Raw genomic sequence first — 13,080 nt, forward strand, 5'->3', positions numbered from 1 at the left:
CTTTATGCCCGGATTTGAACGCTTCGGCGAAGAAGAAAGAAAAGAAGTCAATGAGGTGCTGGAAACAGGCATCCTGATGCGATATGGCTTTGACGGCGCCCGCAAAGGCATCTGGAAAGCTAAGGAGCTGGAAGCAGCCATCAGCGATAAACTCAATGTAAAATATGTTCAGCTGACCTCCAGCGGAACAGCTGCACTGACCACCGCAATGGCAGCATTGGGAATCGGCGCAGGCGACGAAGTGATCATGCCCTGTTTCACTTTTGTGGCGAGTTTCGAAGCTGTTCTTTCAGCAGGAGCCACTCCCGTGCTGGTAGACATTGATGAGAGCCTTACGCTCGACCCGGCAGCCGTGAAAGCAGCGATCACTCCCCATACGAAAGCTATTATGCCTGTTCATATGTGCGGCGCTATGGCTGACCTGGATGCGTTGCAGGACATTTGCAGGGAAAATGACCTGATTTTGCTTGAAGATGCCTGCCAGGCAATTGGCGGCAGCTATAAAGGAAAATACCTTGGCACGATCGGTGACGCAGGAACATTTTCCTTTGACTTTGTAAAGACGGTTACCTGTGCAGAAGGCGGTGCTGTTCTTACCAATAATGAATCAGTATTCATTAAATCTGACGGATTCTCCGATCACGGGCATGACCACCTCGGTGCTGACCGTGGTGCCGATCTTCATCCGTTTCTCGGATACAATTTCCGTATTTCGGAGTTGCATGCTGCAGTAGGTCTCGCCCAGTGGCGCAAGCTGGATACCTTTCTGGAAATACAACGCAACACAAAGAAAAAACTGAAAGCCTCTTTGCAGGATATTCCACAGGTGAGTTTCCGGAAGATTCATGATGAAGCAGGTGACAGCGCCACTTTCCTCGAGATCTTTCTACCGGATCAAACAACAGCAGCAAAAGCCGCAGCAGCCATGAAAGCAAGCGGTCTTCCCAGCTTTTACTATTTTGATAATAACTGGCACTATTTCCGCAAATGGGACCACTTCAAAAACGGTATTGCCCTTTCTCCCTTTGCGCCGGCGCTCCGGGATTATCTCAGACAATATGAGGATAAAACCTTCCCGGTGTCTGACGCCATTATCAACCGCTGCATCTGCATGCTGATCAACCTTAACTGGTCTGAAGAAGATATAGCTGACAAAGCATACAAACTGAAAGCAGCCATTCAATCTGCCATATGAAAACAATTGCGTTGATACCCGCCCGTTATGCAGCTACCCGATTCCCGGGAAAAATGCTGGCTGACCTTGCCGGAAAGTCGGTGATCCTGCGAACATATGAAGCAGCGGTCAGTACCGGCCTGTTTGATGATGTTGCCGTGGTATGTGATCACGACCTGATCTATAACGAAATCGTATCGAATGGCGGCAAAGCCATCCGCAGTAAAAAGGAACATGAATGCGGTACAGACCGGATTGCTGAAGCGGCTGCGGAGATGGATGCTGACATCGTTGTAAATGTTCAGGGCGACGAACCTTTTACGAAAAGGGCACCGCTTGAAAAACTGCTGCAGGTATTTCAGGGTCCTGCCGGCGAATCGGTAGAGGTCGCCTCGCTCATGCAGGTACTTACCGATCCCGGATCTATCAGCAATACGAATTTCGTAAAGGTTGCCATCGATCTTAACGGCAATGCATTATTCTTTTCCCGCTCACCCATCCCCTATCATCGTAATCAGGAAGTTAAACCCGTCTATTACGAACATATCGGTGTATACGCTTTTCGAAAAAAAACGCTGATCGATTTTACGGCATTGCCGGTCAGTCCGCTGGAAGCCGCAGAAAAAATCGAGTGCCTCAGGTATCTTGAAAACGGTATCCGGATGAAGATGGTGGTAACTGATTATATGGGCGTGGAGATTGACACGCCTGAAGATCTGGAAAAAGCAACACGGTTATTATAAGCGAACAGAAAACAACGGTTATGAAATTCAGAAACTTTAAGTTGACCGGTTATGTAGTGTATGGCAATGGTTCCTTCGATCAGCTGGGCGAGATCATCGCACCCAAGCGGAAGGACAATGCCCCAATGATATTCTTCGTTGATGAGTATTTCCGCGACAAACCCGATTTCCTGAACAGGATACCCCTGGAGGGCCAGGATAAGATCGTGATCATCGACGTAACACACGAACCCAAAACCACCTATGTTGACAAACTGCGCGATGAACTGACCGCAGCGTTCGGAACTGTATCGGGCATTATTGGTATCGGTGGCGGTTCAGTGATGGATATGGCCAAGGCTGTTTCCCTGATGATGTCCAATCCGGGATCTTCTGCTGACTACCAGGGATGGGACCTGGTAAAGGTTCCGGGCGTTTATAAAGTGGGCGTGCCCACTATTTCCGGAACAGGTGCCGAAGTCAGCCGTACCTGTGTACTGACCGGTCCCACGCGCAAACTTGGCATGAATTCCGACTATACAGTATACGACCAGATCCTCCTGGATCCTTCACTTACTGCCAGCGTGCCGGTAAATCAGCGTTTCTATACAGCGATGGACTGTTATATCCATTGCGTGGAATCACTGACAGGTACCTATCTCAATGCATTCAGCAAATCTTACGGTGAAAAAGCACAGGAGCTTTGCGAAGAGATCTTTCTTCAAAAAAACAACTGGGATTCAGATTCAGATGAAAAACTGATGATGGCATCCTATGCAGGCGGCATGAGTATCGCCTATTCCCAGGTTGGCGTAGCACACGCGGTCAGCTATGGTCTGTCCTACCTGCTCGGGACCAAACACGGGATTGGTAACTGTATCGTTTTTGACAAGCTGGAAGAATACTATCCGGAAGGAGTGGCGAAGTTTAAGGAAATGGTGAAAAAACACAATATTGACATCCCCCAGCATATCACCAAAGGATTGACTGATGCGCAGTTCGACACCATGATCAACGTGTCGCTCGGCATGGCTCCCCTCTGGGAAAACGCCCTGGGTAAAGACTGGAAAGAGAAGATCGATGCAAAGAAACTGAGAGCGCTTTACGAGCGGCTCTGAGCTGTTTCGGGAAGTTTACAGGCCGGGAATGATCCCGGCCTTTTTTTAGCCGTTAACCCTCCCTTCTCGCCCTACCCATTAACCCCGGAGCCAGCTGATTAACGAATAGGAACATGGTGACAATTATTACCGGAAAAACAATTCGCGGGAACTAATTTTGCAGCATCAATGCCCACCATGCAATCATTTAAATTATTTATATGTAGAGCACATATACGTTTTCCGCTGAGGATCAGCAGGAATGAGACCGAATTCATGAAACAGTACGGTAAAAGGTTCCTGATAACTGCAATAAACCGGTAAATCGTGACCCCCATACAACTTATTCCTCCCGCAGATTGTCAATGTTGCTAGATTATGAAGACCTATTTCAGATTATTGTCGTTCGCCCGACCGATTGAGAAGTTTGCAATTCCCTACATATTGTTCACTTTACTGGCCGTGATTTTCAGCACCCTTAACCTGGCGCTGGTAGCTCCGTTGCTTACAACCATCTTTAATCAGAATGCCCATCCAGAGCAGCTGGTTAAGCCCGAGCATGCCCTGGATATTTTTAAGTGGTTTAATTACTATGCCGGATTGGCTAACAGTCGTTTTGGGGCAACCCGCACGTTGCAGCTTGTTTGTGCAACAATAGTATTGTCTGTTGTGATCGGTAATTTTTTTCGTTACCTGTCAGACCGCATCATGGAGAATCTTCGTATTCATACCTTGTTGAACCTCCGCCGGTCGGTATTCAACAATGTAATGAAATTACACCTCGGCTATTTTAATAACGAAAGGAAAGGAGATATCATCAGTAAAATTGCATCTGATGTTCAGGTGGTGCAATATTCCGTTACCGGTACCCTTCAGGTCTTGTTCAAAGAACCACTGACCCTCCTTACCTACCTGGTAATGTTGTTTATCATCTCTTATAAGCTGACACTGGTGTCTATGCTGATTATTCCTGTCTCGGCTTTTGTTATCTCAAAAATCGTCAAAAAACTGAAGGAGCAGGCCTCGGCGTCACAGACCTCCTATGGCATGATGATCAGCTACCTGGATGAAGCTTTGAATGGCATGCGGATCATCAAGGCATTCAATGCAGTCAATTTTATCACGAACCGTTTCGAGAACGAAAACCAACGCTATTCAACAATCATACGCTCTATGGCGAAGCGCCAGCAACTGGCATCGCCTGTATCAGAGTCACTCGGTGTCATGATGGTGGCAGGTATTGTTCTGTATGGCGGGTCACTTGTTCTGGCCGGTAAGGGGCTCAACGGTGCGAACTTTATCGCGTATATCGCTTTGTTCTCACAGATCATGCGGCCGGCAAAAGCCATCTCTCAATCATTCAGCAATATCCATTCAGGCATTGCAGCCGGAGAGCGTGTACTGGGTCTGATTGATGAAAAACCTCAGATCGTTGATGCGCCTGATGCTGCAGCCGTTTCCACTTTTAACCATGAAATAAAATTCAGTGGTGTCAATTTCTCTTATGGCGATAAAAAAGTACTTCAGGATGTTTCCTTCACTATTCCGAAAGGACAGTCTGTAGCGTTGGTGGGTCCTTCAGGCGGAGGAAAGTCTACCTTGATGGACCTGCTGCCGAAATTCATAGAACCACAATCCGGCGCCATAACCATCGACGGAAAAGATATCCGTAAAGTAACTGCGGACTCCCTGCGTTCACTGATGGGAGTTGTGAACCAGGAATCCATCCTGTTCAATGACACGATCTTCAACAACATCGCATTTGCAAAACCCAATGCAACCCAGGCTGAGGTGGAAGCTGCTGCACGCATTGCCAATGCGCACAATTTTATAGAAGCGACCGAAGCCGGTTACCAGACAAACATCGGCGACAAGGGGATCAAACTTTCCGGCGGACAAAGGCAGCGGATCTGTATTGCGCGTGCCGTACTGAGCAATCCGCCCATCATGTTATTGGATGAAGCGACATCGGCCCTTGATACCGAGTCTGAAAAAATGGTGCAGGATGCGCTTAACAAACTGATGCTGAACCGTACGTCACTGGTTATCGCGCACCGCCTGAGTACAATTCAGAATGCAGATAAGATTGTGGTACTGGACCAGGGTCGCATTGTTGAACAGGGCAGTCACCTGGAATTGCTGGAACAGAACGGGTTATACAGGAAGCTGATTGACATGCAAACATTTGGGGTACTGGTTTCTTAAACTACACTATGAAAAGCAGTCTGATCATCAGTACTTATAACCGGCCTGACGCGTTGGAAGTAAGTCTTCTCAGTGCAATCGATCAAACCGTGCTGCCAGATGAAATCATTGTGGCAGATGACGGATCAACGGCGGAGACGGCGGCAACCGTTGCTGCGTTCGCGAAACAATCCAAAGTTCCTGTAAAACATATCTGGCAGGAAGATACCGGCTTCCGGTTATCAAGGATCAGGAATCTTGCTATTGCCGCTGCATCCGGCGATTATATTATCCAGATAGACGGTGACATTGTTTTGCATCCGCGCTTTATTGAAGATCACCTGAAGTTCGCCCGTCCGCGCACTTTCGTAAGGGCCAGCAGGATCTATCTGAATGATGAACTTACAGACACAGTGATACGCACTAAAAAAACCCGGATCAATATTTTCAATAAGGGCGTTACCAACACGCTTAGTGCCATCCGGTTTCCCCTCATCTGGCCATTGTTTGAGACCAGCTACAAAAACAAGGGTGACGAGCGCTGGGAAATTCATGGTTGCAATATGGCATTCTGGAAAGAAGATATTGTGTCTGTGAATGGCTATAATGAAGCGTTCAGCGGTTGGGGCATGGAGGATAAGGAACTGGTTGTTCGCCTGATCAATGCGGGCTTCGAAAAGCGGTTCCTGAAGGCCGGTGGCGTTGCATTTCACCTGATCCATCCTGTTAATGCAAAAGAGCGGCTGCAGGAAAATGAAAGGTTGCTGAAGGAAGCTATTGATGCGCGTACTGCCTGGTGTGAAAATGGTGTATCACAACATTTTGAATCGCCAGAAAGCGAAACTACTCAGCAGGACTATCAGCACTAGCTTGATTATCTTCCATCGGTTCAGGCGGAAGGGACTGGGGTTCTCTTTCCTGAAGCCCATATCCAGCCGGCGGGCAAATTGCCGTGGTGGAAACACAGCCAGGCTTTCCAGCAGGTACCCGCATTCCCAGCTGAATTTCGTCCACCATAACGACAGTGCTACCTGCGGCGAAAAGGTTTTACCTACTATGATGGCCTTTATATAATTCACCAGGAGCTCAGCCATTAATACTGCTCCCATGAAGAGCATGACCAACAGGGCGCTGTCGTTCATGGCTGCTACCGGCAGAACGAGCAACAGCAGCAATAAAGTTTCGGGGGTATTTGTAAAATCAAGGTAGGTGTACCGGTTTAACGGATTTTTGCGGGCTACCTGGCAGGCACCCCGGCCGTAGCGGAAGAGGCGACCCGTCTGCAGCTGACCATTATTCCACCACGGGTGATGAACGATCGCTCCCGGAACTGAATGATATTTCTCCTGCAGTGCCAGGCTGTTGCGTACCAGGAAATCCATGTCCTCGCCACTCCATCGGAGTGCAGTATCAAATTGCCTGTTCTGCAGTTTTTCACGGTTCAGGAGGAGATTGGCTGTAGGTGCCCATCGTTGTAATGGTTGATGTAACGCGGCAAGGAAGTGACCTGTGGTGCCGTTGATCTCCAGCGCACGGGTGACGGCATTGAATGATTCCGGAAAGTCAGTAACACCGGCAAAACCGATCGCATCAGGATGTTGCATGATGGCAGCCGCGTAAGCAAAAAGCAAATCTTTTTCAGGAATGATGTCATCGTCAAGAAAGAGCAGCCATTTACCATTTCCCGATTCCAGCGCAGTGTTGCGGGCGGCCCCTATGCCCAGGTTCCTGGGATGAATGATCAGGTCGATCGTGTCAGCATCCCTGAGCCGGAATATCGATTCAGGAATGTCAACATCCGGGTTATCTGATATAACGCATACCCTTGATCGGAATGGCGAAGGAGTTTCAAGCGCAGCAATGGCAAGTAACACCCGCTCATCGAGGCGGAAAGAAGGAACGGCGATATCGATCAGTAAAGCGTCAGGCACGGCAGCAAATATAGCGCTAACTTCGGGCTGCATGACAAGCGAAGCAGCTATTAGCCTGTTACAACATGAAGGTCGCGGTATCAGCCACGGGAGCAATTGGATTGAACTGGGTGCGGGAAATGGTGTATTCACCAGGGCACTGGCAAACTGCCTGAAAGGAAACAGCAAGATACTGGCGATTGACCGGTCGATTTCCGGAGCGCTGCGTGAGATTCAGCAGCACGGTGTAGCGATAGAAACGTTGCAGGGCGATTTCAATACCATGTCACTTCCGGAAATGGCTGCTGACGGTATTCTCATTGCCAATGCCATTCATTATGTAGTTGACAAGAAAGGTTTTCTGAGCAGGTGGGCGGACTGCCTGCAGCCCGGTGGTGTTTTCTGCCTGGTGGAATATGACACCTCACTGGCGAACCAGTGGGTGCCATATCCGGTACCGGCAGCAGACATAGGAAAGGTTTTCGAAGGCATAGGGTTCGGTAAAACCGATTTTATCAACAGGGTAGCTTCAAGATATCATAAGGGTGGAATCTATTCAGTACTGGCCAGGCGCGGCTGATCCTGCTGCTGTTCATTTCCGTACCAGTTAACCTTTCTGCTTCCGTACATCGCCAGGCCAAGAATCAGGAAGAGTCCGATGCTGCCGATCAGTAATGCCGTGTCTTCAAGGCGGACCAGCACAAAGATGAATCCATACAGCATCGTGATAACCGCTCCAAGTAATGCGGCCGTCCGGAAAGATTTGAAATGTCCCCTGACATACCAGGTAATCAGAACGATCGTTGCAGTTGCAGCGATGAGATAGGCCCAGTCAAAAAACAGGAATTCGCTGATCGACAATAGCAGTGTATAAAATATTGTCAGGGCAAGTCCGATCAATACATATTGCACAGGGTGAACAGGTTTTTTCAGGATCTGTTCCATGATGAAAAATAAGGAGAACGTGAGACCTATTACCAGGATCGCGTACTTGACACTTCTTTCTGTTTTGGCGTACTGATCGGCAGGCTGAACCATTGTAATACCAAATCCGAATTTACCGGCGTCAAATTTTGTATCCGATAAGTAGGTATTGAAAGGAAGGTTCGCCTTGCTGAAAGACCATTTGGCCTGGAAGCCGGAATCTGATACTTCCCTGGTTCCCGGCAGGTAACTGCCGTCAAAAGAAGGACTGGGCCAGGGTGAGGAAATCGTAAAAATGCTGTTTCCGGCAAGGGGAAGGAAATGCAACTGCTCACTGCCTTTCAGCCTGAGCACAGATTCGAAGCTAACAGGACCGTTTATGACTTCTGCTACTGATGCAAGCGGCAGGGAAAGCCCGGAGTTGCCAAAGCCGGTTTCGGGAGTGCCGGGTTGCATTTCATATTGCTGATCCTGCAGTTTCACCAGTACCTTTTCTTCAATCCCTTTGATATCGCTGATATTAAGGCATAATCTGGCATCCTGCCATTTCACCAGGGAAAGATTAAAATCCCCCTGGGGTGCGATCCGGAACTGACCGCGAAAAACGTTGCGGCTTTTATACAACAACACCTTGTAGATGGATCTTGGTCGCACTTCCGGTTCCATAACCGATTGCACATTGGCTTCTTCCGGAAGAACAATGAGTTGTTTTTCTATCCTGTAAGGCTTACCGCTATCTGTTGTACCTGAGACCACATAGGGCAGGTACAGGTAGAAACCGCTGAGGGTTTGCCCGGCAGCCCATCTACTGCTTACTTCATGCACCACTTCCGCCTGACGGCTTTTTCTTTCCTGGACCAGGTTCTGGATAAAGACGGAAGGGATAAGCAGCAACAGGATCAGTAATGCAGTGATAATCGCTTTGTAAAGGACTTTGTTTGTCTGTTCCATGTAGGATTTTTTTAAGGTTCTATTTTGCTCTTGATGAATAGCAGCGGGTGTTGGGCGGGCTTCTGCGGTGGGATGTGGCTTTACGTGGAAATATGCCATAATAACTGAATGCTGGGTGATGCAGCCAATAAAGAAGGCGGCATTGAGCAGGGCAAATCCTGTCAGAAAGCCCGTTACCGATTGCTGCCAGAGTACAACCAGCACCAGGCCGGCTGCCAGCCCGTAACCGCATCCCAACACGACGATCACCCACCGGAGGCGGTCGAGCCGCGACCGGACGTTCAGGCGCGAGGATGCCAGCAGCCCCAATGCGATGCGAAGGATAAGCCAGGCAGGTAACCCCAGGAACGCGCTGATCAGGGGTACATAATACACCACCGTGATGTCTGGCAGCACATCCACCTGCATCAGCAATGCGGTCACCAGGGTAGAAAAGACCAACTGGGTGATGCCCCATATCCTGAAGGAAAGGCCAAGGGGAGATATAGACTTTTCAAAAGCACTTTGCATTTCAAAGTATTTTTACAAAAAAAATTCACCCTATTGACCGGATCATTTTTTCAAGCGCTTCCAGGTGAATCTTGAAGGCTTTCTCGCCGGCTTTGGTGACAGAATAGACGGTATTGGTCTTTCTTCCGATAAATCCTTTCTGCACCTTGATAAAATGATGCTCTTCAAGGGTTTTAAGGTGGGTAGCCAGGTTACCGTCGGTAGCGTCGATCAGTTCTTTCAATTCATTAAAGTTGACGGATTCGTTCACCATGAGGGCGCTCATGATCCCCAGCCGGATCCGGCTGTCAAATACTTTGTTGAGATGTTCAATGGGATTCTTCATGATATTACGCGCACGGGAATTCTTTCATATTTCCACCACATACTGATGCCATAAATGATATGCAGTATGCCAAAACTGAATGCCCAAAAATAAAGTGTTTCACCCGGAAACCATGTACTGATCAGGCCAAGGATCAAAAATGAGTACCCAAGGTAACGGACTTCTCCCAGCGTATACCGGCTACCGTTAATCAGTGCGAGTCCGTAAAAGATCATGGAAACGGGTCCGATCAACAGGTACATTTTCAGGGAAATCAGCCGCAGCACCAGCACACCTCCTGCAGCCATGGGAATCGCGGTATTCCACAGCAAGCGGCGGGCTGCACTGCCCCAGAAGGCTACTCCCTCCCGTCTGCTGCGAAACCAGGTAAACAGGAATGCTGAAACCAGGGCAGTGATAAAGACGATGACGGCAATCCTGATCAGCGTCTGCGCCAGACAATCGGCACAGCCCGCTCCACCTGCATCATAGTTATGATAATAGTCTGCAATAGCCTTGCGGGCGAAAAAAGCGCCTGCCAGCGCAGATGTACCGGCAGCAACCCCACTCCAGCCACTAAGGCTGATAAACCTGCTGCTTCTTTCCATCATTTTCCGGATATCCTGTAAGGTTTCCAGGCCCGTATTTTCGCTTACCATAAAAGTACTTTGTATGCCAAAGCAACAGAATTTCCACTACTCGTCAAAATTTTTTCGGCAGACACAACTGTTAAAGTATTCTAAGCGTTAGTGGACATATAGTATTTTTGGATTTCTATGGGATGGAGACTGTTTTGCAAGTGTATTATTCTTTTACTGCTGGGATTGTTGATCGAACACAGGGCAAATGCCCAGGAAAAGATCATCCGGGGTTATGTCAAAGATAAACTCAGCGACGAACGCATCCCTTTCGCTTCCCTCAAATTGAAGATTGCCCAGACCGGCAGCCTGTCTGACAGCTCCGGCGGTTTTATCGTGCGGGTGCCCAACTGGTCAGCCGACACGCTGGAAATCACCTATGTGGGATATGAAGACCTCCGCATCCCCATCAATCCCTCCGTGATTAGCCAGTTTTCAAAGGATGGCGGCAAATCCATAGACCTCATTCTGTCCATGGTACGCGGCAAAACCACCGCCGAAGTTGTCGTAAAACGGAAGATCGACAAGGGTTACCTCATGTGGAAGCGGATTGTAAAACGGAAACCTTTCAATGACCGTTATCGTTTTACAGCGTTTAAATATGAACTGTACAACAAACTGGAGCTGGACCTAAACCGGCTCAAAAAGGACAGGCTGAAAGATATGGGGTTGCTGAAACCTTTCGGCTTTATCCTGGAAAATATAGATACTACCGAAGGGCAGCCTTTTTTGCCTATCTATCTCACGGAGACAATTTCAGACTACTATTACCAGAAATCGCCGTGGCGTACGAGGGAGATCATCAAAGCTGTCAAAACCATCGGGATCAATAACGAGAGTGTCAGCAAACTACTTGGCGGGACGGATCAAAACGTTAACGTCTACAACAATTTCATTCCCGTATTTGACAAACAGTTTGTAAGCCCCATCAGTGACAACGGCGACGCCTATTACCATTATAAGGTACTGGACAGCCAGTTTGTGGCAGGCCGCCGTCTTATCCACATGAGCTTTACCCCGAAACGGAAAGGTGAAAACACTTTTATGGGTGACTGCTGGGTGCATGACAGCACCTGGGCGATCCAGAAAATGACACTGGCGCTCAGCAAAGAAGCCAATATCAACTTTGTCGATAAGCTGAGCCTGATCCAGGAATACAAGCTGGTGAATGACAGTGTCTGGTTTCTCGTAAAAGACAAATTTGTTGCGGATATCGCACCTATTGGTAAATCAGGGTTCGGGGTGATCGGAAGAAAGACAACTACCTACCGGGACATTGTAGTAAATGAACAATATATCCGGGACAGTATCGCCCGGAATAAAGTACAGTCTGAAATACTTTTTGCTGCCGGTGCGATGCAGAAGGCCGACAGTTTCTGGGATGGCTCCCGGCATGAACAACTCAGCAAAAATGAAGCAGCCATTTATGCCATGATCGATACGCTTCAGAAAATGCCCATTTTCAAAAAATATGTGACAACCATCAATTTCCTGGCGACCGGCTACCGGAACGTCGGAAATTTTGAGATCGGTCCCTGGTTCAACTGGTTTACGGGCAACTCCTGGGAGGGATTCCGGATGCGTTTCGATCTTGGCACCAATCCCCGGTTCAACAAAGATCTTTACCTCCATGGCTACCTGGCCTATGGATTTGGCGATAAGGCATTCAAGGGAAAGGTGGAAGCAAAATACCTCTTCAGCAGGTCACCGCGATCGTATATTCATGGCAGTTATACGAAAGACCTTGACAACGGACAGGTTTACTATGATGAGATCGGAACGGATAACATTTTCGCACTCGCTATCCGGAAGAACAAGATTCCGCTGAAGTTCATGCAGATCCAGGAAAGCAAACTGGAATATTTTACAGAATGGTCGCCTGGTATTTCCGCAACCTTTTTGGGCGTACACAAGGTATTCGAACCTTTGCAGAATCTTCCACCCAAGGAATTGTTTGAGACCAGCAATGGAAAGGGGGAAGCGCTTACAAATTTCGAACTGGGCGTGCGGGTTCGCTTTGGTTACAATGAAAAATTCCTGGAAACCAACTTTAACCGGTTCAGCCTGGGAAGTCCCTACCCGATCGTCGAATTCATGTATGCCCGTGGCATTCCCGGCGTGTTCCATAGCAATTACAAATATGACAAGGTATACCTCAGCGTATCCGACTACCTGAAAATCGCACCTTATGGCAGCCTCTATTACAATTTCTTTGGCGGTGGCGTAACCGGAACGCTTCCCTATATGATGCTCAATGTAATTCCCGGTAATGAGATCTACTATTACAACAAATATGCTTTCAACCTGATGGCGAGATGGGAGTATATAGGTGACCGTTATGCCGGATTCAACATAGAACATAATTTTGGCAATGGACTGTTCCGTTTCATCCCGCTGACCAGGAAACTAAAATTCCGGCAATTCTGGAGTGCAAAAGGGATTACGACCAGTATCAGTCCGGCCAACAAGGAACTCAACTTCAATAATCCCTATAATAACTTCAAAGACCTTGACGGCAAGCTTTACCTTGAACTGGGTACAGGTGTCGACAATATCTTCAAAGTTTTCCGGCTGGACTTTGTATGGCGCGTGTTGCCGCAACCATTGCCGGCAGACAGGGTCAGCCGCTTTGGGATTTTCGGAAGTTTCCGGCTGGCGTTCTGACA

11 protein-coding genes are annotated in these 13,080 nt (G+C 48.3%); 7 read left to right on the plus strand and 4 right to left on the minus strand.

Annotated elements, in window-relative coordinates:
• The first annotated feature begins 4 nt into the window (after positions 1-4).
• From FPE01S_RS03630 to FPE01S_RS03650, 5 genes are all read left to right on the plus strand, one after another.
• On the plus strand, positions 5-1,195 hold the full coding sequence (locus FPE01S_RS03630; protein ID WP_046367512.1) for a DegT/DnrJ/EryC1/StrS family aminotransferase: 1,191 nt from the start codon (positions 5-7) through the stop codon (positions 1,193-1,195).
• Positions 1,192-1,917 carry a 3-deoxy-manno-octulosonate cytidylyltransferase gene (gene kdsB, locus FPE01S_RS03635; protein WP_046367513.1) on the plus strand — a complete coding sequence of 242 codons (726 nt, stop codon included), beginning with the start codon at positions 1,192-1,194 and terminating at the stop codon, positions 1,915-1,917. The genes FPE01S_RS03630 and kdsB overlap by 4 nt, the downstream gene beginning before the upstream one ends.
• Positions 1,918-1,937: 20 nt before the next feature.
• Positions 1,938-3,014: an iron-containing alcohol dehydrogenase family protein gene (locus FPE01S_RS03640; protein WP_046367514.1), complete on the plus strand. Its 1,077-nt coding sequence runs from the start codon at positions 1,938-1,940 to the stop codon at positions 3,012-3,014.
• A 357-nt stretch (positions 3,015-3,371) separates the two neighbouring features.
• Positions 3,372-5,198: an ABC transporter ATP-binding protein gene (locus FPE01S_RS03645; RefSeq protein WP_046367515.1), complete on the plus strand. Its 1,827-nt coding sequence runs from the start codon at positions 3,372-3,374 to the stop codon at positions 5,196-5,198.
• 8 nt (positions 5,199-5,206) lie between these two features.
• Positions 5,207-6,046 (plus strand): glycosyltransferase family 2 protein, encoded by an 840-nt coding sequence (locus FPE01S_RS03650; RefSeq protein WP_046367516.1) that lies wholly within the window; start codon positions 5,207-5,209, stop codon positions 6,044-6,046.
• On the opposite strand, the gene FPE01S_RS03655 is transcribed toward FPE01S_RS03650, so the two are convergent.
• A complete protein-coding gene (locus FPE01S_RS03655; protein WP_046367517.1) occupies positions 5,990-7,141 on the minus strand; it encodes a glycosyltransferase family 2 protein in 1,152 nt (383 codons plus the stop codon). The two genes, FPE01S_RS03650 and FPE01S_RS03655, sit on opposite strands and share 57 nt — an antisense overlap.
• Here FPE01S_RS03655 and FPE01S_RS03660 point away from each other — a divergent pair.
• Entirely contained in the window at positions 7,140-7,667 is a 528-nt protein-coding gene (locus tag FPE01S_RS03660; protein ID WP_046367518.1) for a class I SAM-dependent methyltransferase, read from the plus strand. The genes FPE01S_RS03655 and FPE01S_RS03660 overlap by 2 nt on opposite strands.
• Here the strand turns inward: FPE01S_RS03660 and creD are convergent.
• The 3 genes from creD to FPE01S_RS03675 are packed head-to-tail and all read right to left on the minus strand — an operon-like array spanning position 7,640 to position 10,435.
• On the minus strand, positions 7,640-9,472 hold the full coding sequence (gene creD / locus FPE01S_RS03665; RefSeq protein ID WP_052955482.1) for a cell envelope integrity protein CreD: 1,833 nt from the start codon (positions 9,470-9,472) through the stop codon (positions 7,640-7,642). The genes FPE01S_RS03660 and creD overlap by 28 nt on opposite strands.
• Before the next feature lie 25 nt (positions 9,473-9,497).
• Positions 9,498-9,797 (minus strand): winged helix-turn-helix domain-containing protein, encoded by a 300-nt coding sequence (locus tag FPE01S_RS03670; protein WP_046367519.1) that lies wholly within the window; start codon positions 9,795-9,797, stop codon positions 9,498-9,500.
• A complete protein-coding gene (locus FPE01S_RS03675; protein WP_046367520.1) occupies positions 9,794-10,435 on the minus strand; it encodes a hypothetical protein in 642 nt (213 codons plus the stop codon). The genes FPE01S_RS03670 and FPE01S_RS03675 overlap by 4 nt, the downstream gene beginning before the upstream one ends.
• A gap of 117 nt (positions 10,436-10,552) precedes the next feature.
• Between FPE01S_RS03675 and FPE01S_RS03680 the strand changes: the two genes are divergently transcribed.
• On the plus strand, positions 10,553-13,078 hold the full coding sequence (locus tag FPE01S_RS03680) for a DUF5686 family protein (RefSeq protein WP_052955483.1): 2,526 nt from the start codon (positions 10,553-10,555) through the stop codon (positions 13,076-13,078).
• Positions 13,079-13,080 lie beyond the last annotated feature (2 nt).

It is taken from the genome of Flavihumibacter petaseus NBRC 106054 (assembly GCF_000974785.1).
In the GTDB taxonomy this organism is placed as follows: domain Bacteria; phylum Bacteroidota; class Bacteroidia; order Chitinophagales; family Chitinophagaceae; genus Flavihumibacter; species Flavihumibacter petaseus.

What these genes read in the sequence shown, in the direction of transcription:
- creD (WP_052955482.1), bottom strand. Translation starts at nt 9,472, where the DNA reads ATGCAAAGTGCTTTTGAAAAGTCTATATCTCCCCTTGGCCTTTCCTTC.
- FPE01S_RS03655 (WP_046367517.1), bottom strand. Translation starts at nt 7,141, where the DNA reads ATGCAGCCCGAAGTTAGCGCTATATTTGCTGCCGTGCCTGACGCTTTA.
- FPE01S_RS03680 (WP_052955483.1), top strand. Translation starts at nt 10,553, where the DNA reads ATGGGATGGAGACTGTTTTGCAAGTGTATTATTCTTTTACTGCTGGGA.
- FPE01S_RS03675 (WP_046367520.1), bottom strand. Translation starts at nt 10,435, where the DNA reads ATGGTAAGCGAAAATACGGGCCTGGAAACCTTACAGGATATCCGGAAA.
- FPE01S_RS03670 (WP_046367519.1), bottom strand. Translation starts at nt 9,797, where the DNA reads ATGAAGAATCCCATTGAACATCTCAACAAAGTATTTGACAGCCGGATC.
- FPE01S_RS03650 (WP_046367516.1), top strand. Translation starts at nt 5,207, where the DNA reads ATGAAAAGCAGTCTGATCATCAGTACTTATAACCGGCCTGACGCGTTG.
- kdsB (WP_046367513.1), top strand. Translation starts at nt 1,192, where the DNA reads ATGAAAACAATTGCGTTGATACCCGCCCGTTATGCAGCTACCCGATTC.
- FPE01S_RS03630 (WP_046367512.1), top strand. Translation starts at nt 5, where the DNA reads ATGCCCGGATTTGAACGCTTCGGCGAAGAAGAAAGAAAAGAAGTCAAT.
- FPE01S_RS03660 (WP_046367518.1), top strand. Translation starts at nt 7,140, where the DNA reads ATGACAAGCGAAGCAGCTATTAGCCTGTTACAACATGAAGGTCGCGGT.
- FPE01S_RS03640 (WP_046367514.1), top strand. Translation starts at nt 1,938, where the DNA reads ATGAAATTCAGAAACTTTAAGTTGACCGGTTATGTAGTGTATGGCAAT.
- FPE01S_RS03645 (WP_046367515.1), top strand. Translation starts at nt 3,372, where the DNA reads ATGAAGACCTATTTCAGATTATTGTCGTTCGCCCGACCGATTGAGAAG.